Annotated in this window: 25 protein-coding genes; 15 read left to right on the top strand and 10 right to left on the bottom strand. The window is 39.3% G+C overall.

Going from position 1 to position 21232, the window contains the following annotated elements:
- Positions 1–87 precede the first annotated feature (87 nt).
- From F3G76_RS02870 to mrdA, 11 genes are all read left to right on the top strand, one after another.
- On the top strand, positions 88–1344 hold the full coding sequence (locus tag F3G76_RS02870) for a GGDEF domain-containing response regulator (RefSeq protein WP_149705859.1): 1257 nt from the start codon (positions 88–90) through the stop codon (positions 1342–1344).
- Positions 1341–2126 carry a TatD family hydrolase gene (locus tag F3G76_RS02865; RefSeq protein WP_149705858.1) on the top strand — a complete coding sequence of 262 codons (786 nt, stop codon included), beginning with the start codon at positions 1341–1343 and terminating at the stop codon, positions 2124–2126. The genes F3G76_RS02870 and F3G76_RS02865 overlap by 4 nt, the downstream gene beginning before the upstream one ends.
- Before the next feature lie 65 nt (positions 2127–2191).
- Positions 2192–3403: a lytic transglycosylase domain-containing protein gene (locus F3G76_RS02860; protein ID WP_149705452.1), complete on the top strand. Its 1212-nt coding sequence runs from the start codon at positions 2192–2194 to the stop codon at positions 3401–3403.
- The gene (locus F3G76_RS02855; RefSeq protein ID WP_009294185.1) at positions 3390–4250 is read left to right on the top strand and encodes a septal ring lytic transglycosylase RlpA family protein; all 861 of its coding nucleotides are present in this window, start codon (positions 3390–3392) and stop codon (positions 4248–4250) included. Before F3G76_RS02860 ends, F3G76_RS02855 begins: the two co-directional genes overlap by 14 nt.
- 15 nt (positions 4251–4265) lie before the next feature.
- Positions 4266–4841: an imidazoleglycerol-phosphate dehydratase HisB gene (hisB, locus tag F3G76_RS02850; RefSeq protein ID WP_180996204.1), complete on the top strand. Its 576-nt coding sequence runs from the start codon at positions 4266–4268 to the stop codon at positions 4839–4841.
- Positions 4838–5326 carry a KdsC family phosphatase gene (locus F3G76_RS02845; RefSeq protein ID WP_149705857.1) on the top strand — a complete coding sequence of 163 codons (489 nt, stop codon included), beginning with the start codon at positions 4838–4840 and terminating at the stop codon, positions 5324–5326. The genes hisB and F3G76_RS02845 overlap by 4 nt, the downstream gene beginning before the upstream one ends.
- The gene (gene lptC / locus F3G76_RS02840) at positions 5317–5844 is read left to right on the top strand and encodes an LPS export ABC transporter periplasmic protein LptC (RefSeq protein ID WP_021086384.1); all 528 of its coding nucleotides are present in this window, start codon (positions 5317–5319) and stop codon (positions 5842–5844) included. Before F3G76_RS02845 ends, lptC begins: the two co-directional genes overlap by 10 nt.
- Positions 5817–6293 carry a lipopolysaccharide transport periplasmic protein LptA gene (gene lptA, locus F3G76_RS02835; RefSeq protein WP_103568007.1) on the top strand — a complete coding sequence of 159 codons (477 nt, stop codon included), beginning with the start codon at positions 5817–5819 and terminating at the stop codon, positions 6291–6293. The genes lptC and lptA overlap by 28 nt, the downstream gene beginning before the upstream one ends.
- On the top strand, positions 6290–6901 hold the full coding sequence (yihA, locus tag F3G76_RS02830) for a ribosome biogenesis GTP-binding protein YihA/YsxC (protein WP_087582548.1): 612 nt from the start codon (positions 6290–6292) through the stop codon (positions 6899–6901). Before lptA ends, yihA begins: the two co-directional genes overlap by 4 nt.
- A 1-nt stretch (position 6902) precedes the next feature.
- Positions 6903–7394, top strand: a complete 492-nt coding sequence (locus F3G76_RS02825; RefSeq protein ID WP_021087205.1) for a hypothetical protein — start codon at positions 6903–6905, stop codon at positions 7392–7394.
- Positions 7391–9214, top strand: a complete 1824-nt coding sequence (mrdA, locus tag F3G76_RS02820) for a penicillin-binding protein 2 (protein ID WP_148823790.1) — start codon at positions 7391–7393, stop codon at positions 9212–9214. Before F3G76_RS02825 ends, mrdA begins: the two co-directional genes overlap by 4 nt.
- 225 nt (positions 9215–9439) lie before the next feature.
- Here the strand turns inward: mrdA and rpsR are convergent, their stop codons facing one another.
- The 6 genes from rpsR to F3G76_RS02790 all read right to left on the bottom strand — a co-directional run bounded on the left by rpsR (position 9440) and on the right by F3G76_RS02790 (position 14480).
- Positions 9440–9700: a 30S ribosomal protein S18 gene (gene rpsR, locus F3G76_RS02815; RefSeq protein WP_004317775.1), complete on the bottom strand. Its 261-nt coding sequence runs from the start codon at positions 9698–9700 to the stop codon at positions 9440–9442.
- 16 nt (positions 9701–9716) lie between these two features.
- Positions 9717–10244: a single-stranded DNA-binding protein gene (locus F3G76_RS02810; protein WP_149705856.1), complete on the bottom strand. Its 528-nt coding sequence runs from the start codon at positions 10242–10244 to the stop codon at positions 9717–9719.
- A 13-nt stretch (positions 10245–10257) separates the two neighbouring features.
- Positions 10258–10677: a 30S ribosomal protein S6 gene (rpsF, locus tag F3G76_RS02805; protein ID WP_004317779.1), complete on the bottom strand. Its 420-nt coding sequence runs from the start codon at positions 10675–10677 to the stop codon at positions 10258–10260.
- Positions 10678–10754: 77 nt separating this feature from the next.
- Positions 10755–11753, bottom strand: coding sequence for a DNA polymerase III subunit delta (holA, locus tag F3G76_RS02800; protein ID WP_149705855.1), 999 nt, complete (start codon positions 11751–11753; stop codon positions 10755–10757).
- On the bottom strand, positions 11746–13665 hold the full coding sequence (locus F3G76_RS02795; RefSeq protein WP_149705854.1) for an RNB domain-containing ribonuclease: 1920 nt from the start codon (positions 13663–13665) through the stop codon (positions 11746–11748). Before F3G76_RS02795 ends, holA begins: the two co-directional genes overlap by 8 nt.
- A complete protein-coding gene (locus F3G76_RS02790; protein WP_012140069.1) occupies positions 13662–14480 on the bottom strand; it encodes an HDOD domain-containing protein in 819 nt (272 codons plus the stop codon). Before F3G76_RS02790 ends, F3G76_RS02795 begins: the two co-directional genes overlap by 4 nt.
- A 147-nt stretch (positions 14481–14627) precedes the next feature.
- Between F3G76_RS02790 and ilvC the strand changes: the two genes are divergently transcribed.
- The 4 genes from ilvC to ruvX are packed head-to-tail and all read left to right on the top strand — an operon-like array spanning position 14628 to position 18237.
- On the top strand, positions 14628–15650 hold the full coding sequence (gene ilvC / locus F3G76_RS02785; RefSeq protein ID WP_103608584.1) for a ketol-acid reductoisomerase: 1023 nt from the start codon (positions 14628–14630) through the stop codon (positions 15648–15650).
- A gap of 3 nt (positions 15651–15653) precedes the next feature.
- Complete coding sequence (locus tag F3G76_RS02780; protein WP_149705853.1) at positions 15654–17090, top strand: divergent polysaccharide deacetylase family protein; 1437 nt, start codon at positions 15654–15656, stop codon at positions 17088–17090.
- Positions 17087–17857, top strand: a complete 771-nt coding sequence (dprA, locus tag F3G76_RS02775) for a DNA-processing protein DprA (RefSeq protein WP_149705852.1) — start codon at positions 17087–17089, stop codon at positions 17855–17857. Before F3G76_RS02780 ends, dprA begins: the two co-directional genes overlap by 4 nt.
- Positions 17854–18237: a Holliday junction resolvase RuvX gene (gene ruvX / locus F3G76_RS02770; protein ID WP_004317765.1), complete on the top strand. Its 384-nt coding sequence runs from the start codon at positions 17854–17856 to the stop codon at positions 18235–18237. The genes dprA and ruvX overlap by 4 nt, the downstream gene beginning before the upstream one ends.
- Here ruvX and F3G76_RS02765 read toward each other — a convergent pair.
- The 4 genes from F3G76_RS02765 to tatB are packed head-to-tail and all read right to left on the bottom strand — an operon-like array spanning position 18232 to position 21191.
- Positions 18232–19026, bottom strand: coding sequence for a hypothetical protein (locus tag F3G76_RS02765; protein ID WP_149705851.1), 795 nt, complete (start codon positions 19024–19026; stop codon positions 18232–18234). The two genes, ruvX and F3G76_RS02765, sit on opposite strands and share 6 nt — an antisense overlap.
- Positions 19023–20045 (bottom strand): tRNA preQ1(34) S-adenosylmethionine ribosyltransferase-isomerase QueA, encoded by a 1023-nt coding sequence (gene queA, locus F3G76_RS02760; protein WP_149706000.1) that lies wholly within the window; start codon positions 20043–20045, stop codon positions 19023–19025. The genes F3G76_RS02765 and queA overlap by 4 nt, the downstream gene beginning before the upstream one ends.
- Positions 20038–20793 carry a twin-arginine translocase subunit TatC gene (gene tatC / locus F3G76_RS02755; RefSeq protein ID WP_103634270.1) on the bottom strand — a complete coding sequence of 252 codons (756 nt, stop codon included), beginning with the start codon at positions 20791–20793 and terminating at the stop codon, positions 20038–20040. Before tatC ends, queA begins: the two co-directional genes overlap by 8 nt.
- The gene (tatB, locus tag F3G76_RS02750; RefSeq protein WP_149705850.1) at positions 20793–21191 is read right to left on the bottom strand and encodes a Sec-independent protein translocase protein TatB; all 399 of its coding nucleotides are present in this window, start codon (positions 21189–21191) and stop codon (positions 20793–20795) included. Before tatB ends, tatC begins: the two co-directional genes overlap by 1 nt.
- Positions 21192–21232 lie beyond the last annotated feature (41 nt).

Genomic DNA, 21232 nt, shown 5'->3' with positions numbered 1-21232 from the left:
TTGAAATTTAAGTTTTAAATTTAAGCTTTGTGATTAGGTTTATTTGTTAAAATCCAAGCTAGTTTAATAAAAAATCACAGGAATAATATGGAAAGAATTCTAGTAGTTGATGATAATAAGGCACTTGCTAAGCTAATCGTCATGCAGATGGAAAAGAGCATTGAGGATATGGCGATCGACGTTGCGTATGATTTTGCCGAAGCCAAGATGCTTATTAGCGAGCACGGCAAAGATTATTTTATGACTATCTTGGATCTAAATTTGCCCGACGCACCAAATGGTGAGATCGTTGATTATGTCCTTGCACAAGGGCTCTGTGCTATCGTTTTAACTGGCAGCATCGATGATAAGACGAAAGAATTTTTTATAAACAAAGACATAGTTGATTACGTCTATAAGGGCAACATGGATGATATCAACTACATCTTTCAAATGATAAATAGACTAAGTAAAAATAGACAATACAAAGTCCTTGTCGTTGAGGACTCGCTGCCTTTTAGAAATATGATAAAAAAAATCTTAACTAGCCTTCAGTTTAAGGTCCTAGCAGCAGCCCACGGCGAAGAGGCGATGAGCTATTTTGCTGATAATCCTGATATAAATTTAATCATAACTGACTATAGAATGCCTGTCAAAGATGGTTTAGAAGTCTTAAAAGAGGTGAGAAAAGAGAAAGATAAAAACCACCTTGGCGTGATCGTGATGACCTCGCCTAGCGAAAAAACAGATGCTGCGATATTTTTAAAAAATGGAGCTAGTGACTTTATAGCAAAGCCATTTTCTAAAGAAGAGCTTATTTGTCGTATAAATAACACTATCGAGGCGATGGAGAATATAAATAAGATAGCAAATTTTGCTAACCGCGACTTTTTAACTGGCGCTTATAATAGAAGATATTTCTACCAAGATATAGAAGAATACGTTCAAACAGCTGAAGAGCTTGATGAGCCTTATGCGTTTGCTATGCTTGATATAGATCATTTTAAAAAGATAAATGACACATACGGACATGATGGTGGCGACAAGATACTAAAATCACTCGCAAAGATACTAACTGACAACACAAAAGGAAGAGATGTGGTCGCTAGGTTTGGTGGCGAGGAGTTTTGTGTCGTTCTTAAAAAGATAGCAAAAGAAGAGGCGATTAAATTTTTTGTAAATTTAAGAGCAAAAGTGGCTGAAAATGAGGTAATCATAAAAGATAAGATCGTAAGAGTGACCGTCTCTATCGGCATATCTTTTGGAAAAGGTCACTGCGAGGTAGATGATATGCTTGAAGCTTGCGACTCAGCGCTTTATGTCGCAAAAGAAAATGGTAGAAATAGGGTAGAAATAGCTTTATGATTATAGATACGCATTGTCATTTGGATAGTAAAGTTTATGATTTTGACCTAGAGCAAATTTTATCTGAAGCCAGAAATTTAGGGCTAAAAGGCTTTATTATCCCTGGAGCTGATATTAATGATTTACCAAAAGCGGCTAAAATAGCGCACGAAAAAAGTGATATTTTCTTTGCCGTTGGAGTTCATCCCTATGATAAAGAGAATTTTAATATAGAGACTTTAAGAGAATTTGCCAAAGATAAAAAGTGCGTGGCTATCGGTGAATGTGGGCTTGACTACTACCGCTTGCCAAAAGATGAAGAAGAAAAGATAAGAGAAAAAGCTGATCAAAAACGTGTTTTTTTAGCTCAACTTGATTTGGCTGTTGAGTTAAAAAAACCCGTTATCCTCCACATCAGAGAGGCTAATGAGGACTCTTTTAACATTTTAAAAGAGTATGCGCCAAAGCTTGAAGCTGGAGCGGTTTTGCATTGTTATAATGCTTCGCCACTTCTTTTGGAGCTTTGTAAAATTGGGAATTTTTACTTTGGCATAGGTGGTGTTTTGACGTTTAAAAACGCTAAGAATTTAGTTGAAATTCTGCCAAAGATTCCTTTTGATAGGGTATTGATAGAGACTGACGCCCCTTATCTCACGCCAGAACCAAATCGTGGCAAGAGAAATGAGCCGGCGTTTACGACATTTGTTGCTAAAAAGATAGCTGAAATTTTAAACCTTGATTTTGAAGTAGTTTGTAAAACGACTTCAGATAATGCCAAAAGGTTATTTAAGTGCTTTGCCTAAATTTTGGGCATTGTGCTTGCTTAAGATGCTAGCATCATTAAGCTTTGACACGAAAAAGGATAGAAATGAAAGCAATGCTTAAGATATTTTTATTATTTGCATGTAGCACCTTGCTACTAGCAAACGCGCCTGAGAAGAGCTCTTATGACACTCAGGTTAAAATTTTAAAAGAGCTAGACATCGATGCTAGCTTTATGAAAACTTCTCACTATGCAAAGATGAGACAAGGCATACAAAACTCACAGGTAAGAACATTTACAGATGCCTTGAAAAATGGCTATATGTATATACCAATGATTAAAGAGCAGATCAAAAAATCAGGCGTACCTGAGTCATTTTTCTACCTAGCGATGATAGAGTCAGGCTTTTCAAATCACACTGTCTCAAATGCTAAAGCTACTGGTATGTGGCAATTTATGGAGCAAACAGCTAAAATTCACGGCCTAAAAGTAGGACAATACACCGATGAGAGAAAAGATCCGGTTGAATCAACTGTCGCAGCTACAAACTATCTAAGATCACTTAAAAATCAATTTGGCAAATGGTACTTGGCGGCAATGGCATATAACTGCGGCGATGGTGCATTAAAAAAAGCTATACAAAAAGCTGGCACAGACGATCTTGTAACACTTCTTGATGCTGAGAAAAAATACCTCCCAGCTGAGACTAGAAATTTTATCATTAAAATTTTAAGAGCGGCATATATTGCAAAAGATGCGGACTTTTTGATATCTAAAGAGTCGTCTTTACTAAACATAAATGGCGGATTAAGACTTACGAAAGTAAAAGTGCCAGGCGGTACAAATTTAGCACAGATAGGCGACAGCATCGGTCTTAGCACAAAAAAGATGAAAAGCAATAACCCACATTTAAAATTTGTATTTACTCCTCCAACTTTAAAAGATTATTACGTTTATATCCCTGAAAATAAAAAGCAACTTTTCTCAGATAATTTCAAACCATTTAATGGTAAAAATAACTTCTACACATACACAGTAAAAAAAGGCGAGACCCTGCTTTCTATCTCTAAAAAAACAGGCGTTAGCCACAGAGCGATCAAGGACTACAACGAGCTTAGCACAAATGCAGTAAGCTATAATCAAAAACTAATCATCCCTTTTTCTACTCAAAACAAATCTCACAACTATGTAGTTCAAACAGGCGATACGATCGCATCTTTATCAAAGAAATTTAATGTAAGCGAAAAAGATCTAAAAGATGCAAATTCTTTGGCTAGTTCAAATTTAAATGTCGGAGCAAATATTGTCATACCGTAAGAGCCTAAATTTCTACTTAGGACTAAGTTTTACACTTCTAATCACTGGCTGTTCTTGGAGTGGGGCTCCATTTACTCCAAGTGGCCCAACTAATGTAAGAGGCAATAACTCCGCCTCAGTTCAAAAAGCAACAATGAGACCTTACACGATAAACGGCAAAACCTACTATCCAACTGTCGTAAGTGTCGGCGACAAAGCTAGCGGAACGGCAAGCTGGTATGGTCCAAATTTTCATGGCAAAACGACCTCAAATGGCGAAGTTTATAATATGTATAATATGACTGCGGCGCATAAGACTTTGCCGATGAATACAATACTTAAAGTAACAAATTTAAGAAATCAAAAAAGTGTTATCGTGCGTGTAAATGACAGAGGACCTTTTGTAGCTGACAGGGTGCTTGATCTTTCAAAAGCAGCCGCGATGAAGCTTGATGTCATCGGCACTGGCACAGCTCCAGTTAGTATGGAGGTTATCGGCTTTAATGAAGACATTAACGCTGTTACAACTGCTAGCGCGCAACCAACAAAACCAACAAGCACTGGCATAAAAGTGCCAAATCCAGTCTCTCCAACGGCCCCAGTTGGCGGCATCGTGATCTCATCAGAGCAACGCGTTGTGGGCGGAGATTTTATGGTACAAATTGGCTCATTTAAAAACCTTGAAGGCGCAAATAGATACCAAAGAGAACACAAAAGCATAGATGGCTATAGATCAGTCGTTAAGACATTTACGATAGATGGCTCAACTATTTATAGGGTATTTTTAAATGGCTTTAGAAGCGAGGACGAGGCTAGGGATTACGCAAGAAGCGGTAAATTCCAAGGCGCATTTATAGTAAGAGGTTAGGGCGTGAGAGAGGAAATTTTAGAACTAACTAGAAACACAAAAGAGACGCAAATCTCGATGAAACTTAAAATTTACGGCTCTGGAGTTGCAAAGATTAACACAGGCATAGGCTTTTTTGACCATATGCTTGAAGCTTTTACCAAGCACTCTTTGCTTGATCTTGAAATTTCATGCAAGGGCGATACGCATGTGGATTTTCACCACAGCGTTGAGGATGTTGGCATAGTTTTGGGACAGCTTTTAAAAGAGGCTTTATATCCATTAAGCGGTGTTGAGAGGTTTGGTGAGGCGAGCGTTGTTATGGACGAGGCGGCTGTTTTTTGTGCGCTAGATCTTAGCAATAGAGCCTACCTCGTATATGAAAATTTCAATGAAAATGCCAAGGTTGGCGAGTTTGACACTGAGCTTGTGGAAGAGTTTTTTAGAGCAGTTGCTATAAATTCAGCTATCACTCTTCATCTAAATCAAATTCGTGGCAAAAATACTCATCACATCATCGAAGCAACTTTTAAATCATTTGCCGTCGCACTCCGCAGAGCGCTTGCTAAAAATGCAAGGATCGGCACTCCAAGCACTAAGGGCGTTTTATGATAGAAATTATATTTTTAGACGTTGATGGGTGCCTCACTGATGGCAAGATCATCTACAATGCAAATGGCGAAGAGCTTAAATTTTTTGATGTAAAAGATGGCTACGCGATAGAGAGCTGGCTAAAGCTTGGCAAGAAAGTGGCTATCATCACTGGTAGAAAGTCAGCTATCGTTGAGCGAAGGGCTGAGGATCTAAAGATAAATCACGTCTATCAAGGCGTTGGCGATAAATTTGAGGTAGCAAGCGAGATACTAAAATTTGAAGGGCTTAGCTTTAAAAATGCAGCGGCCATTGGCGATGACTATAACGACTATAAAATTTTAGACGCAGTTGCTTGGAGTTTTAAGCCAAAAGATGCCATTAAAGAGCTTGACGTAAAGACAAAGCTAAAGCACAAAGGTGGCAATGGTGCTGTTAGAGAGATGATCGAGATGATCATAAAATCAGAAAAGTTATACGACGAGTGGTCTAAGCGTTGGTTGTAAAAATTTTCTACTTCGTCGTGGCTATTTTTAGTGCTGTGATGATATTTTTAGCGGCTCAAGACCCATATCTAGCAAACGTGCTAAAGGTTGATACCAAGATATCAAATATGCAGGTAAATGACGTGGTTGATTACGAGATAAACTCAACTAAGATAAGCGGAGTTTATGAAAGTGACGAGCTAAATAGATATAGTGATAGGGATGAGTTTTTAGACTTTAAAGCGAGAATTTTAAGGGGAAATTTAAGACATTTTCTAAGCTCAGACAAGGCTATCTCGCAAAACGATGAGATAATCTTTCAAAAAAATGCAAACTATGAAAACAACGATAGTTTGAAATTTAAAAGCGATGAAGTTATATATAACACAAAGACAAAAATAGTAAGATCAGAGGCAAATTTCACCATCACTAGAAATGGCGACAAAGCACTGGGGGATAGTGGAAGCTATGATCTTGGTAAAAAACAAACGCAGATAAAAGGGTTAAGGGCATGGGTAGAAGAAAAGCAGCGATTTTAGCGATGATTTTGGGCTTTACATTTTTAAATGCAGAGCAAGTTGAAATCACTTCAAATGATTTTTTCGCAGATGAAAATAAGCAAATCAGCGAATTTGTAGGCAATGTAAATATCAAAAAAGGCTCATACGACGAGCTAAAAGCAAATAAAGTTGTGGTGCATTTTGATAAGAAACGTCAGCCAGTAAAATATGTAGCCACAGGCAACGCTAGAGCTAAAATTTTTATGAAAGATAAGCACTATGACGGCAAGGGTGATACGCTTACATACGAGCCAGCAAAGCAGACATACACAGTAACTGGCAATGGCTATTTGCACGAGGTAGAGACTGACAAAAATGTCTATGGCGACAAGATCGTGGTCAATCAAAAAGATGGCACATATAGCGTAAATAGCGATGAGAAAAAGCCGGTTAAATTTATCTTTCAGATCGAGGATAAAAGTAAGTGATAAGGGCTCTTGGCGCTAAATTTATCACTTCAAGCCCAAGCATAAAAGAGGCTCCAAGCTTTGTGACAAGCGAGGTGGTCTTTTTGGGCAGGTCAAATGTGGGTAAAAGCAGCCTCATAAACGCACTTGTAAATCAAAAAAATTTAGCCAAAAGCTCATCAACTCCTGGCAAAACGCAGCTTATAAATTTCTTTGAGGCTGAGTTTTGTGAGGAAAAGGAAGAGAGCGAAAAAGAGAAATTTAAGCTCATCTTGGTCGATCTACCAGGCTTTGGCTACGCAAAAGTGGCAAAGTCAAAACACGACGAGTGGCGCAAAAATTTAGATGAGTTTTTGAAATTTAGAAGCGACATCAGACTTTTTATACATCTAATCGACGCTAGGCACTTTGACCTAGACATCGACGTAAACGTGGATTCTTACCTAAAAAGTTTTTTAAGAGCTGATCAGAAAATCTTAAATTTATACACAAAAAGCGACAAGCTAAATCAAAGCCAAAAGAGTGCGATAATGAAATTTGACCCAAGTGGCATTTTGGTCTCGACACTCAGCAAAAGCGGCATCGACAAGGCACGGGAAGCTATCATAAACCACGCTCTTGGTAGGTAAAATGCAAACCATAAGCAGCTTAGATATTAAAATTTTTAAAGGCTTTTGGTGGGTCATTTTTTTGCTCTCTTACGAGATTGCAACTACGCAGTTTGGCTTCTTACCACCACTTATTGGCATCTTTTTTACATATATGATTTTGGAGTATTCAAGAAAGCAAAAGCAGTATGATGAGTTTAAACCCTCGTGGTATTTTTCGCTCGTTTTCTTGGTCTTTGCTGAGCAAATTCATGGATTTTATCTCTTCTCAACGATCATTGCGTTTTTGCTATTTTACAACTTCGTGCTAGACTGGCTCTATACGACGATGAAGTGGCGAAACTGCCTGCTTATCATATTTGTCGCCTCTGGGTATGTGCTAACCTTTCTTGTAAATAATCTTTTTGCCTACGTCTTAAACGAGCCAAATTTGACTTTTAGCGCAGAGTATCTATTTTTCATAGCGCTTGAAAGTGTGCTTGCTATCGTGCTTTTTAGGGACAAAGTGCTATGAGGATGCGTATCGTTTTTGGCGTGATCGCTCTTTTTTGGATCATGCTTTTGGGGCGGATTTACCACCTAAGTGTCAATTCAAACACTTATTACAACGAGATCGCCGAGCAAAATGCGATAAAAACTATCTACATCCCGCCAGTTAGAGGCATCATCTTTGATGCGCACGACAAGCCTATGGCGGTCAATCGTCTTGGCTTTTCTATCTATGTAAAGCCGCACCTTAGCGCAAACAAAAAGGTGAAAATTTTAGACGATGAGCTAGCCTATATCGGCTCGCTATTTGGTGATCTAAACGTCACCAAGCTTAAAAATGAATATATCAAAAACGATTCAGCCTACAACCAAGACTTCATAAACGTGGTCGAATTTGTTGATTATGATAAATTTTTGCCATTTTTTGCACCCCTTTCTCTGCGTGAAAATTTAGAGATAAGGCCCGCATCAAAACGCCACTATCCATACAACGACCTAGCCTCTCACATCATCGGCTACGTCGGCAGGGCAAACCAAAAAGATATGGAAAATGACCCTTTGACAAAGCTTACAAACTATATCGGTAGAAGCGGCGTAGAGCGCTTTTATAACCCGATCTTGCAAGGAATTCAAGGCTTTAAAAAGATCAAGGTAAATGCACTAAATGAGGAGATCGAGCAGGTGAGCTATCAAGCGCCACAAAGTCAAAACATAAAGCTCGCCGTCGATCTTGAGCTGCAGCAGTTCGTTGCTGACGTCTTTGGTAAGGATGCAGGAAGCGTCATAGTTATGGGCTTAAAAGATGGCGCCATCATCGCAGCCGGAAGCTTTCCTGAGTATGATCTAAATCCTTTTGTGCTTGGAATTTCTCAGGCTGAGTGGGAAGAGCTTGTAAAAAACGTCGATCACCCATTTACAAATAAGCTAATAAACGGCCTTTACCCGCCAGGATCTGTCGTAAAAATGGGTATGGCACTTGCCTTTTTGGATAATGGTATGAGCAAATATGATAGCTTTTTTTGTAGTGGCTCGTATGAGCTTGGAGGGCGTAAATTTCGCTGCTGGAACTCGCATGGTCACGGCACGGTCAATATGAACACGGCCATTAGAGAGAGCTGCGATGACTATTTTTACAAGGGTAGCCAAAAGATAGGTATAGACGCCATTGTGCCGATACTTGAGCGCATGGGCTTTGGTAGGAAAACGGAGGTTGATTTGCCAAATGAATTTGTGGGGACGCTGCCAAGCAGGGAGTGGAAGATGAGGAAGTATGGCAAGGCGTGGTTTCAAGGCGAGACGCTCATTACCTCTATCGGACAGGGAAATTTTCTAGTCACACCTATGCAGGTGGCTAAATACACAGCAGGCCTTGCAACTGGGCTAAATGTGACGCCACATTTTTTAAAGAGTATCGATGGCAAGGATGTTGATTTTACGCCAACAGATGATGCTTTTACGCCGTTTGAGAAGTCACAGCTACCTGCCATTAGGCATGCGATGTATGAGGTGGCAAATCACCCAAGAGGTACGGCAAATAGGCACTTTGTGGGAAGTCTTGTAAAGGTTGCGGCAAAGACTGGAACAGCTCAGGTCGTTGGCATCTCGCAAACTGAAAAGAAACGTATGAAAGAGGAGGATATGGCGTATCTGCAAAGATCTCACGCGTGGATGACGACATATGCGCCTTATGAAGATCCGCAATATGTCATAACGATGGTTGTCGAGCACGGCGGTCACGGCGGTAGCGCTGCTGGACCAAAAATCTCTCAAATTTATAACAAGCTAGTTGAAATGGGATATATAAAACTAGATAAAGTCCAGACTGAAAAAGATAAAAAACAATAAATTCTATCTCTAAAAAAATTACTAAATATGTCTGTATGTATTTGTTTGCTCGCAAAACGTAAAATAGTTCTTGAAATATAAAAAATATAATTAATGATTAGCTACCTTATGGGTGACATGTATTCTTAATTTTGATATTAATTAAAATGAATATTTAAATTTGTAATGAAGTGATTAAAAATAGTTTTTAAAATTTTAGCCCAAGATAGGGCTAAAATTTATGGATTATAGACCTTCAAAAGGGTTTGAAACTACGTCTTTGCGATCAACTATGTAAGGTATGATAGCTGCGTGGCGAGCTCTCTTGATCGCTTTTTCTACCATCTCTTGGTATCTTTTTGATGTGCCAGTTAGGCGTCTTGGCATGATTTTAAATCTCTCTGACAAGCAATACTTCAAAAGTGAAGTGTCTTTGTAGTCTATAAAATCAATCTTTGCTTCTGTAAATTTGCAATATTTGCGTGAATATTTTCTTTTTTCTGCCATTTTTTATCCTTTAAAATTAAAACGGTATTTCTTCGTTGTTGAAGCTATCAGCATCAACGTCTATATCAGGAACTTCTGAATAACTCTCTTGCTTTCTTTGCGGTGCAGCTTGTGGTCTAGTTTCTTGTTGGCGGTTATATTGGTTACTTTGATATCCGCCTTGCTGTACGTAGCCACCGCTATTTTGGCTATTCATAGAGTATCCGCCTTGTTGCGTTTGGTTATTTGAGCCAAGCATCTCCATGCTCTCAACGGCGATAGAGTGTTTTGAGCGATTTTGTCCGTTATTGTCGGTCCACTGATCAAATTTGAGTCTTCCTTCGATAAGCAGCTTCGATCCCTTGTTGAGATATTGGTTTGCTATCTCTGCACTCTTGCCAAAAAATGATATATCAATAAAGCAAGTCTCATCTCTTCTTTCCCCATTTGAGGTGATTTTGCGTGTCACAGCTATACTAGAATTTCCTATGGCAACGCCGCTAGTAGTATATCTAAGCTCTATATCTCTGGTTAAATTTCCAACTAATACTACTTTATTGAACATTTTTTATCCTTGATTATTCTTCTGTAAATGTTTGCTCGTCTACTTTTTCAGCTCTTGGCTCGCGTGGCGCTCTTGGCTCGCGAGGTTCTTTTTTTATAGTTTGCTTGATACCTTTGCAAAGTCTTTCCCAAGCTGCAATTTCGCGTTTGTTTTCATATTTAACGCTTAAAAATCTTATGATATCTTCTGTGATTCTTACGTTTCTTGTAAGCTCTGCAAGAAGTGCTGGTGGAGCTTTGTAATAGATAACAAAATATGTTCCACGCTCATATTTTTTGATGGTATAAGCTAGTTTTCTAGTGCCCATCTCAACGACAGTAGCGATCTCGCCGCCGTTTTTTGTTATGACTTCTTTTACGAAATCAACCTTAGCTTTAACTTCCTCTTCCGTCAATGTCGGCTTAAGAATAAATAAAAGCTCGTAATGTTTCATTTTTTCTCCTTATGGATATTTAGCTCACTTTGTGAGCAAGGATTTTGCATTAAGCAAGGGTGGATTTTAGCTTAAATTTACTTAATATTTGCTGTTGATATGAGGTGCTGGAGGTTTAAAATGGTTGATAAAACGAAAATTTCTTTATCCATTTTTGTATTTGTTTTTAGCTCTAGCTCGGCTAAATTTAGCGTTTTAAATATCTCCAAATAGGCATTTAAACTTAGCTTTAGGCTATTTGCTTTTAGTAAATTTGCCACATTTACAGGCGGCTGATAGCCGATCGCTTCGTCTAAATTTAAGCGGCCATTTATCTTGATGTAAGAGTAAATTTTAAACAGCCTAAAAAAAGCTTTGTAAAGTGAGTTTAGAAGTAAAATTTCATTAAAATTTGGATCTTCTAAGTAGGTAAAAAAGTCGTTTTTTATATCTTTTAGAGCCATAAATTTATTGAAAAAATCATCAAAATTTATCCCACCAAGTCCAAAAACCAGCCTTTTTACATCATCTTGTTCGATGTGGGTGTTTAGGCTCTTTAGTTTTGTTAGCTCGCTTGCTGCGAGGTATAAATTTTCATTATGCGTAAAATAAAGCTCATAAAGTGCGTTTTTGGTTATGTTTAGGCCTATTTTAGCTGAGCTTTTGGCTAGTAAATTTATCGCTTCATCTGGGTTTGAGGGCTTAAAAAATCTAGCAAAATTTGCCCCAAAAGCCTTTTGCGTATCAAAAACTAGCTTCATATCAGCCTCGTAAAGCTCAAACAAAAAGTAGTTGTTCTGGCTCTTTGAGCAAAGCGAAATGAGCTCTTTTAGCTCTTTTGCTGGGATCTTTTTGTCGCTTTTTATATAAAGTATATTTTTACCGCCAAAAAGCGACTGCTCGCTTAGGTGAGAGCTTGCTTGCGCGTAGTTGTACTCGTCAAAATAAAGGCTTAATAAATTTGCATCTTCGCTTGAGTAAAAGCTCAAAATTTCTTTGCCAAAAAGCTCGATCTGAAACTCGTCCGCGCCAAAAAGCAAGAAGTAGTTGCTTAAATTTGCATTTGCTAAATTTAGCTCCAAATCTTTTCTATACATCGATCTTTCTTACCACTTTTGCAAAAATTTTAGCACTCGCGATATCAGCCTCTGTGATCTTTACGACAAGCTTTTGAAGTAAATTTGCGCTGTATCCAGTGATGAAAATCCTAGCTCCAACAAAGTAATCATCAAGCTTAGCGACCAAGACATTTTGGTTTTCGCTCACGTAGCAGCGCACCTCTTTGCCGATGTTTGCAGCTGCCCAGCGCGCAAATTTCCTATCCATAAAGTCGTAAGCTACCTTGTCGGCCTCTCTTTCAAGCTCGCTTAAGGTTGCGCATGTGCTTTGGATGTTTAAAAGTAAGAAGTTGTAAAGCTTCTCATCTTTTGAAATTTTAGCCTTTAAAAGTCTGTGCAAAATAAGGTCAGAATAGCGTCTAATAGGGCTTGTAAAGTGTGTATATCTGTCAAATCCAAGCCCAAAGTGGCCTAAATTTTCACTTGAATATTCAGCCTTTTTTTGAGACTTGATGATGAGCTTGTCTATCTCTTCGCGGTTGCCTAGTTCATCGGCCTTTGCTTGGATCTTTCTTATCAAATTTGCAAGGTCGCTCTCGTAGGTAAAGTCAAGCCCCAAAAGCTGCAAGTCCTCAAGCAAGGTATCTATCTTTTTAAAATCAGGCGATGCGTGGTTTCTAAAAACGCCCTTTGTGATGAGCTTTGCTGCGGCTTTGTTTGCTAAAAGCATGCAGTCCTCAACAAGTCTGTGCGAGTCGGAGTCGCTTTCAAACCTAGTTTGCGAAATTTGACCCTCTTCATCAAGGCCCATTCTAAGCTCTTTTGTCCTAAAGTCAAATGCGTGCAAAAGCCTTTTTTTGCGAAGCTTCGTGGTGAGTTTAAAAAGTGGCTTGATCCATGAAATTTCACACTCTCTTTTACCTTCTAAAATTTCATCGATCTCATCGTAGTTAAAGCGCCTTTTTGAAAGGATGATCGCTTCAAAAAGCTCCTCTTTTTTAACCTCGTTGTTTGCATCGAGTGAAATTTTAAAACAAAATGCAAGGCGTGGCACGTCTGGCTTTAGTGAGCAGATATTTTCACTAAGCGCGCGCGGCAACATCGGCACTGAGATGTGCGGAAAGTAGATAGAAAAGCCTCTTTTTTTAGCCTCGCTATCAATGGCGCTATATGCGGTTACATACTCGCTTACATCGGCGATTGCTACGTAAATTTCGCGCTTTTTTTCATCAAAATATATGGCATCGTCAAAGTCTTTGGCATCGACTGGATCGATCGTGCAAAACTCTAAATTTCTTAGATCAACCCTGTTTGGATACATGCTAGCATCGACTTCATCGCCAAATGCCTTTGCTTCAAGCTCGCATGCTTCGCTAAATTTATCATTTTTATTATAAATAGCAAGCGAAATTTTCTCATCGCTTAGCGGATCTTCTAAATTTCCCAAAACCTCGACTATTTCGTTGTTTAGATTGTTTATCTTTAGTAGCGTCCCAAGCGGGAGCATCTTTAGGCTTTTTTGAGTTGCCTTTAGGGCTGTGCTTAGCCCAGTTTTTAAATTTACCCCTAAAATGGCCGCTCCAAAGCGTTTTGTATAGACCACGCTAGTCTCATTTGCAAGCTTTAGGCTCATCACTATCTTAGCGCTTTGACGTTTTTTCTTAAGCGGCAAAAGCTTTGCTAACACGATATCGCCAAGGTGAGAGTTGTTTAAATTTTTATTTTCGACGATGATATCTTGCTTGAAGCGCTTGTCAAATGGCATGATAAAGCCAGTTGCGTTTTGGCTGATGTCTAGCTTGCCGCAGACATAGCCGTTGTTTAGGTAAAATTTATCTTTATGTAAGCTTACGGCACCAAGATTTAGGAGATTACGTAAGATCTCTTTATCTTCGTTTGATATCTCTTTTTCTTTGATGCCAACGAGAAGTGATGTTAAAAATTCTTTCACAAATTGTCTTTGACTTTGCTAACAGCCATTAAAAATGTATCTCTCTCAAAGCCATATTCGTTTATAAGAAGTGTTGCGTTATTTACGCTCACATCATCAAGCTGGTTAAAGATATTAACCGCTGTTTTTACTACTTTTAACGCTCTTGCGTACTCTTTTATATGATCAGGTGCCTCTTCTGGAGTGTTTGAGTAGAGTATAGAATTTCCGAGCTCGATCTCTAAATTCCACTGCTCAAAAATTTTAGCTGTGACCTCTTCGTTTGTGATGTCTAAAATTTCTGACTCTAAAAGCGCAAGATCATAGGTAGATGAGATTTGTTTTAACTTTGTTTTAAACTCAGCAACTTGATTGTTTTCTGTGAGCTCATGTGCTAAAACGATCTTGCCAACTTCTAGCATAAATGAAGCAGGAGAGAGAATTTCTAGATTTTTAGGTTTTATCTTTGAGTACCAGTGATACATCAAAGCATTTTGCATGATTGAGATATTTAAAAAATCTTGTGCGGTAATGTCGTATGGCTCTAAATTTATAGAAAAGGTCTTTTTAATGGCACTTGATAGCGCAAAACCGCGGATAGTAGCCATGCCAAAAAGTGAAATGGCTCTTGCGATAGTTGTGATCTCTTGAGAAAATCCGTAAAGTGGCGAGTTTGCTGAACGCAAGATATTTGCTGTTAGCATAGGGTCTTTTTCGACCACTTTTGTGAGGTCATTTATCGAGCTATTTTCGTCAGCATGTAGGCGCTGGATCTGTATGACAGTGTCGTCTAGTGGCGGAAGCGCTTTGATTTTTTTAAAGATTGATTCATTCATGTAAAGTGACTCTTTTGGTTAAAAATTTTGTCACATTATAGCAAAAAGCTGCAGCATAAAACTTAAAGATACTTTTTTGCTCTTTTTCAGCAACGTTTTTGTTGCTAAAATGTATAATCTCGCCAAAATTTAACAATAGGAGAAACAATGGCTATAAGTGTTTATTATGATAAAGACTGCGATTTAAGCCTTATTCAGAGTAAAAAAGTAGCGATTATTGGCTTTGGCTCACAAGGTCACGCACACGCTGAAAATTTAAGAGACAATGGCGTAAGTGTCGTAATCGGTCTTGCAAAAGGTGGCAAAAGCTGGGCAAAAGCTGAGGCAAAGGGCTTTGAAGTAAAAACTGTAAGCGAAGCTACAAAAGGCGCTGATGTAGTTATGATCCTAACACCAGATGAGCTTCAAGCTGAAATTTATAAAAATGAGATCGAGCCAAATTTAAAAGATCACGCTGCTATCGCATTTGGACATGGTTTTAATGTTCATTTTGGACAGATCAAAGCTCCAGCAAACATAGACGTCATCATGATCGCTCCAAAAGCTCCAGGACACACAGTTAGAAGCGAATTTTTAAGAGGTGGTGGCATACCTGATCTTATCGCTGTTGAGCAAAATGCAAGTGGAAAGGCAAAAGAGATCGCTCTAAGCTATGCTTGCGGTATAGGTGGCGGTAGAACTGGCATCATTGAGACAACATTTAAAGATGAAACTGAAACAGATTTATTTGGTGAGCAAGCTGTGCTTTGCGGTGGTCTTTGCGCACTTGTAAATGCTGGCTTTGACACGCTTGTAGAGGCTGGATATGAGCCTGAGATGGCGTATTTTGAGTGCTTACACGAGCTAAAACTAATCGTTGATCTAATGTATCAAGGTGGCATGGCTGATATGCGCTACTCTATCTCAAACACAGCTGAATACGGCGACTACGTAAGTGGCGTAAGAGTAGTTGGCGAAGAGAGCAGAAAAGCTATGAAAGAAGTTTTAAGAGAAATTCAAAATGGTAAATTTGCAAAAGACTTCATCCTAGAGAGAAAAGCAGGATATGTTAGAATGAACGCTGAGCGCGGTATAGCTGAGAGAAGCTTGCTAAATAAAACTGGCAAAAAACTTCGCGCAATGATGCCTTGGATAACTAACGGCAAACTTATAGATCAAAGCAAAAACTAAGCCTTGAGCGAAAAAAAGACTACAAAGAAGCGCCCTGCAAAAAAAAGTGCAGGTCGCTCTCATAATAAAATTTTCCTTGGTATCGGTGTCATTGCAGCTATTTTGATAGTGGCACTTATCGCAGCTCTTAGCATCAAAAACAAAGATGTTGAGCAGATAAGCAAAGTAAATGAGTCAAAGAGCGAGAAGCAAATTTCAAAAAAAGCTGAGCAAAAAGTTGCTAGCAAGGATAAAAAACAAGAGTATGAGAAGAGAAAATACCCTCTAAAATTTGATGAAGATGAAAATTTAAGTAAAATTTTTACCGATCCTAAACACAAAAGTGAGCTTGCTCTAAAGCCAAAAACTGAGCCAAAAGAGCAAAAAAAGATAACTCCTGAGATAAAACCTGAAGTAAAAGTAGAAACTAAAAAAGAAGAGCCAAAAAAAGAGCAAAACGATACGAAAAATCTACTTGCAAATTTATATAAAAATATGCAAAGCAGCGTAGATGCAAGCCATGAAGCAAAGAGCGAAGAAAAGCCAGAATTAAAGGTCGAGCAAGTAATCGAGCCATTTTACGCAGGCAAAAATGAGATAAAAACAGAGCAAAACAAAAGCGCTGAAGCAAATTTAAGCATAAAAGAAAATTTAAAGCATAGTGAAATTTTAAAACCAGAGCCTACTAAAAAAAGTGAGGTTGAGCCAGATAAAAAAACTAAAAAGCAAATTTACAGCGAAAAACCGCAAAAAGAGAGCGCGAAAAAAGATGACTTCGCTGCGGTGCCATTTACTCCAAATAGCAGCGTAAAAGGGCGTGCTAAGCTAGTGCTAATAATCGATGATGTGGCGACATTTGAGCATGCTAGCATGGTAAAATCAATCGGTCTAAAGATAACTCCGTCCATTTTCCCAGCGACAAAAACCCACCCAGATACGCCAAATATCGCCAGAACATTTGAGTTTTATATGATACATCTGCCGATGCAGGCAAAGCACTTTGATAGCCCAGAGATAGGCACGCTCACGATAAATGAGAGCTTTGAGAGCATGCTTGAGAAGATAAAAAAGATACGCAAAGACTTCCCGCGCGCAAAATATACAAACAACCACACGGGATCGCGTTTCACGAGCGATTATGACGCGATGGACAAGGCATATAGAGCGCTGATAGAGCAGGGCTTTATCTTTGTTGATAGTAAGACGATCGCTCAAACAGCAGTGGCAAGGGCTGCTAAAAAGTATAATCAGCCTTACATTTCAAGAGATATATTTTTAGATGATGATCCATCGGCTGGCGCTGTCAGACGTGAGCTTGTAGCTGCTGTAAATTTAGCCAAAAAAAGAGGCTACGCGATCGCCATCGGACATCCAAAGAAAAACACGATCGCAGTGATAAAAGCTAGCAAAAACAACATCTTAAAAGATGTAGAAGTTGTTTATCTAAAAGATATTTTATGAAGCTTGAAATCATCCCAGAGGCACTAAATAGGCTAAAAAATCCCCCAAAAGAGCTAAATTTCATAGGCGACACCTCGCTTCTTAGCATGCCAAAAGTAGCAGTCGTTGGCTCAAGAAAGGCAAGTGTCTATACAAAAGAGTGTGTCACGGCACTTTGCGCAGCGCTAAAAAGCGCAAATGTCTGCGTGGTAAGTGGTGGGGCTATCGGTGTGGATATCACGGCGCACAAGGCTGCCATGCCACGAACTATCGGCGTTTTTGCAAATGGACTTGACATCATCTATCCAGCGCAAAATAGGGCGTCGATAAAAGAAATTTATGAAAACGGCTTGGCTCTAAGTGAGTATGACGAGGGCGAGCCACCGATTGCGTATAGGTTTTTAGAGCGAAACCGCATAGTTGTGGGGCTTGCGCAAGCTCTTGTAGTTGCACAAGCTGATCTAAGAAGTGGCTCGATGCAAAGTGCAAGGCTTGCAAATGAGCTTAAAATCCCTCTTTTTGTCCTGCCTCAGCGCATAAATGAGAGCAATGGGACAAATGCCTTACTGGCTAGCAAAAAGGCCGAGCTTATCGATGATTACGTTAAATTTGCCTCATTTTTTGGCGAGGTAAAAGAGCAAGAAAAAACAAGCGACGAGATATTGAAATTTTGTAAAAACGGCGTTAGCCTTGATGAAGCATTGGCTAAATTTGGCGAGATCATCTATGAATACGAGCTTGACGGGCTAGTTGAAATTTCAAATTTAAGAGTAAAAAGCGCGCTATGAGAGAGAAATTTATGGCGATCGATGTTGGACTAAAGCGCATAGGGCTTGCTTTTGGCTTTGGCGAGGTCGTGACGCCACTTGAGCCAGTGCTTAGAAAAAATAGAAATCAAGCCGCAAGAGATGTAAGCCAAAAAGTAAATGAATACGCTCCAAACACGCTAGTGGTAGGCGTGCCAATCGGAGGCAGTAGCGAAGATGAGATGAGAAGGCGCATAGAGCATTTTGTCTCGCTTCTTGATGTGCAGGCTAATATCGTCTATCAAGACGAGGCCTTTAGCAGCAGCGAGGCAAGTGAAATTTACACAAACACAAAGCGAGATGGCAGGCTTGATAGCGTCTCAGCCACTATCATCTTAAAGAGATACCTAAAAATTTTATAAATTTCTAGCCACTACCCCCAAAGTCTCGTGCAAGCTATCGCTAGTAAATGGCTGTCTAAGCGTAGTCATCTTCTCGCTTTTGATGCTTTTGATTTCATCCTTGCTGATGATGACGATGTAGAAATTCTTAAGCTTTTGATAAGTTAGCATCTCATCAAGCCTTGCTTTATCGCTTAGATACTCCTTTTGCACGAAGATGATGTCTGGCTTAAAAATGGCATCTTTTATGTGTAAATTTAAACTCTCAAAGCTCTTTTGTTTGCTAAGCTTTAGCCCTGTAAAGCTTAGTTCATGACTGAGCGTTAAAAATAAATTTTCGTCATCGCAAGCTATTATCGCATTTTTGCCTAAGAGGCTTGCTATCTCTACGCTTTGCCTTTTAAATGTCCCGCTTTTTGGCAGTGGCACGCTTATGCTTATGCTAAAGCCGTCCTCAGTTTCGCTCATCTTGGCATTTAGCTCTTTTAGTAGCTCTCCAGCTTCTTTTACTAGCCTCTCATTTGGCTTTTGCGGGCATGAAGTGCATCTTATATGTATGTCAAAATGCACTAAACTTAGGCTGTAGCTTACTAGAGTAAAGGATATGAGCAATTTTGAGTTGCTTACGTCATTTAGGTAAAATTTGCTTAAATTTTTGATCGCGCCTATTAGCTTATGCGCTTCAAAGCTTAGATAGCGTGGGTAGTTTGGGTTGTAGTTAAAGACGATGGCGTTATCTCTAGTGGTTGCGTCCTTAAAAAGTGCCTCTAAAAAAAGCTCCATTTGTGCGACAAAATCGACGTTTTTCATATCACAAGCATCCCATCGCCATAAGAGTAAAATCTATACTTTTCGCTAACTGCCGTTTCGTAAATCCTCATCGTCTCTTCAAGCCCTATGAAGCTAGTAACTAGCATGATCAGCGTTGATTTTGGCAGATGAAAATTTGTTAAAAGGTAGTTTTGCCTGATAGGCTTATTATTTAAATTTAAAAATAGCTTGCAAAAGCCGCTTGGCTGCTTGCTTCTAGCAAACTCTTCAACGCATCTAGTAACCGTCGTACCAACGCCAAGGATAGGTTTATTTGAGTTTATGATCTCTTGAGCTTTTTTGCTTAGCTCATAAAACTCAGAGTGCATTTTATGATCATTTATGTTTTGGCACTCCACGCCCTTAAATGTCCCAGCTCCCACATGAAGCGTGATGTAGGCGATCTCGTGCTTTGCCTTTATCTGCTCTAGCATCTGTTCGCTAAAGTGCAGGCTAGCTGTTGGGGCTGCCACTGCGCCGCTATTTTTAGCAAATATACTTTGATACCAGCTCTCGTCATCCTTTGTATCAGCTCTTTTGATATATGGAGGGAGTGGGACGTGGCCGATCTTTTCTAGCTCGCTAAAAAGTCGCGCGGTATCTAAAATAACGCCATTTTTGGTGAAATTTACCACCCTTGAGCCATCATCATTTAGCTCAAGCACATTTACCTTTATGCTATCAGCGAAATTTAAAACGCTACCGACACTTACTTTGCCTCTTATATAGACGCTAAATTTATTATCATTAAGAGGTTGATTTAGCATCACTTCGCAAGCTCCGCCACTTTGTTTGTGTCCTAAAATGCGGGCCTTAACTACCTTTGTGTTGTTAAAAATGACCGCCGCGTCATCTGGGATGAGGCTGGCTAGATCTTTAAATTTATAGTGTTTTATCTCTTTTGTTTTTTTAAAATAAACAAGCAGTCTTGCCTCTTCTTTTGGCAAAACTGGCTCTTTTGCGATGAGCTCGTTAGGCAAAAAGTAGTCGTAGCTTGAGATATCGTTTATATCACTCATCGCCTGCGTCGCTGTTTGTGTCGCTATCTTGTTCATCATCGTCGCTTTTACCGGCTCTTTTGGCGACTATGATAGAAATTCCATAAAGTCCGATGAGTGGCAGTGCCATTAAAATTTGGCTTATAACATCTGGTGGTGTGACGATGGCTGCGAAGATGAAGATAACGACTACTGCGTATCTGAAGTAGTCTTTTAGCATCTTGTCATCGACAAGGCCTATCTTTGCTAAGAAAAATGTAATGACTGGCAGCTCAAATGAAATTCCAAAGCCGATCAGTAGCTTTGTAAAAAAGCCCACGTACTCGCCTATGCTTGGAAGTGCTGTAAAGAGCTGGCCGCCAAAATTTACCAAAAATGTAAAGCCAAGTGGGATGACCACGTAGTAGCAAAACGCCGCCCCGCACGCAAACATAAATGAAGCAGAGAGGACAAATGGGATCACATATTTTTTTTCATTATCATAAAGTCCAGGTGCGACAAATAGCCAAAACTGCCAAAAAATGATAGGTAAAGCAAGCACCAAGCCAGCAAAAAAGGCGACCTTCATCGCAGTGAAAAATGGCTCTTGAATTTGCGTAAAGATGATGTTCGAGCCAGCTGGCAAGACCTGTTTTAGCGGCTCGCTCATCCATGCAAGCAGTGGATTCCAAAATGTAAAACAGATGCCAAAACAGACAAAAACGCTTACTATGCTTATAAAAAGCCTCTTTCTAAGTTCGATCAAATGGGGTCTTAGCTCTTCAAACATCACGCCTCTTTTTTATCGTTTAAGATCGCATCTTTAACTAAATTTGTTGGATTTTGTATATTTTCTACCGTTTTTTTGGTGTCGCTTACGACGTTTTGAATGCTCTCAGTGACGTCGCTTGCGCTTTTCTTGATCTCGTCAAGCTCTTCAAAAGTGAGTTTTTTACGCACGCTTTGAGCGCTTTGGGCTATGCTCTCTTTATATTTTTGAGCATCCTCTTTTAGCTCGGCTATCTTCATCTCTTGATCAAATGTTGATTTTGCGTCATTTATGCCTTTTTTAAACATCTTTAGAAATTTAGCGATCTGCACCATAGCGCTTGGTAGCTTGTCAGGGCCCAAAACTAGCACGGCGATCACGGCGATGACCAAGATCTCAGAAAAACTCATTCCAAACATTTTTGCCTCTGTTAAATTTTATTTAAGCTTTGTATTTTATC

The sequence above is a fragment of the Campylobacter concisus genome (assembly GCF_902460575.1).
In the GTDB taxonomy this organism is placed as follows: domain Bacteria; phylum Campylobacterota; class Campylobacteria; order Campylobacterales; family Campylobacteraceae; genus Campylobacter_A; species Campylobacter_A concisus_AW.
The sequence above is the reverse complement of the archived record's forward strand: the minus strand, read 5'-3'. Positions and strand labels throughout refer to the sequence as shown.

What these genes read in the sequence shown, in the direction of transcription:
- F3G76_RS02870 (WP_149705859.1), top strand. Translation starts at nt 88, where the DNA reads ATGGAAAGAATTCTAGTAGTTGATGATAATAAGGCACTTGCTAAGCTA.
- F3G76_RS02865 (WP_149705858.1), top strand. Translation starts at nt 1,341, where the DNA reads ATGATTATAGATACGCATTGTCATTTGGATAGTAAAGTTTATGATTTT.
- F3G76_RS02860 (WP_149705452.1), top strand. Translation starts at nt 2,192, where the DNA reads ATGAAAGCAATGCTTAAGATATTTTTATTATTTGCATGTAGCACCTTG.
- F3G76_RS02845 (WP_149705857.1), top strand. Translation starts at nt 4,838, where the DNA reads ATGATAGAAATTATATTTTTAGACGTTGATGGGTGCCTCACTGATGGC.
- lptA (WP_103568007.1), top strand. Translation starts at nt 5,817, where the DNA reads ATGGGTAGAAGAAAAGCAGCGATTTTAGCGATGATTTTGGGCTTTACA.
- F3G76_RS02825 (WP_021087205.1), top strand. Translation starts at nt 6,903, where the DNA reads ATGCAAACCATAAGCAGCTTAGATATTAAAATTTTTAAAGGCTTTTGG.
- mrdA (WP_148823790.1), top strand. Translation starts at nt 7,391, where the DNA reads ATGAGGATGCGTATCGTTTTTGGCGTGATCGCTCTTTTTTGGATCATG.
- rpsR (WP_004317775.1), bottom strand. Translation starts at nt 9,700, where the DNA reads ATGGCAGAAAAAAGAAAATATTCACGCAAATATTGCAAATTTACAGAA.
- F3G76_RS02810 (WP_149705856.1), bottom strand. Translation starts at nt 10,244, where the DNA reads ATGTTCAATAAAGTAGTATTAGTTGGAAATTTAACCAGAGATATAGAG.
- rpsF (WP_004317779.1), bottom strand. Translation starts at nt 10,677, where the DNA reads ATGAAACATTACGAGCTTTTATTTATTCTTAAGCCGACATTGACGGAA.
- holA (WP_149705855.1), bottom strand. Translation starts at nt 11,753, where the DNA reads ATGTATAGAAAAGATTTGGAGCTAAATTTAGCAAATGCAAATTTAAGC.
- F3G76_RS02790 (WP_012140069.1), bottom strand. Translation starts at nt 14,480, where the DNA reads ATGAATGAATCAATCTTTAAAAAAATCAAAGCGCTTCCGCCACTAGAC.
- ilvC (WP_103608584.1), top strand. Translation starts at nt 14,628, where the DNA reads ATGGCTATAAGTGTTTATTATGATAAAGACTGCGATTTAAGCCTTATT.
- dprA (WP_149705852.1), top strand. Translation starts at nt 17,087, where the DNA reads ATGAAGCTTGAAATCATCCCAGAGGCACTAAATAGGCTAAAAAATCCC.
- ruvX (WP_004317765.1), top strand. Translation starts at nt 17,854, where the DNA reads ATGAGAGAGAAATTTATGGCGATCGATGTTGGACTAAAGCGCATAGGG.
- F3G76_RS02765 (WP_149705851.1), bottom strand. Translation starts at nt 19,026, where the DNA reads ATGAAAAACGTCGATTTTGTCGCACAAATGGAGCTTTTTTTAGAGGCA.
- queA (WP_149706000.1), bottom strand. Translation starts at nt 20,045, where the DNA reads ATGAGTGATATAAACGATATCTCAAGCTACGACTACTTTTTGCCTAAC.
- tatC (WP_103634270.1), bottom strand. Translation starts at nt 20,793, where the DNA reads ATGTTTGAAGAGCTAAGACCCCATTTGATCGAACTTAGAAAGAGGCTT.
- tatB (WP_149705850.1), bottom strand. Translation starts at nt 21,191, where the DNA reads ATGTTTGGAATGAGTTTTTCTGAGATCTTGGTCATCGCCGTGATCGCC.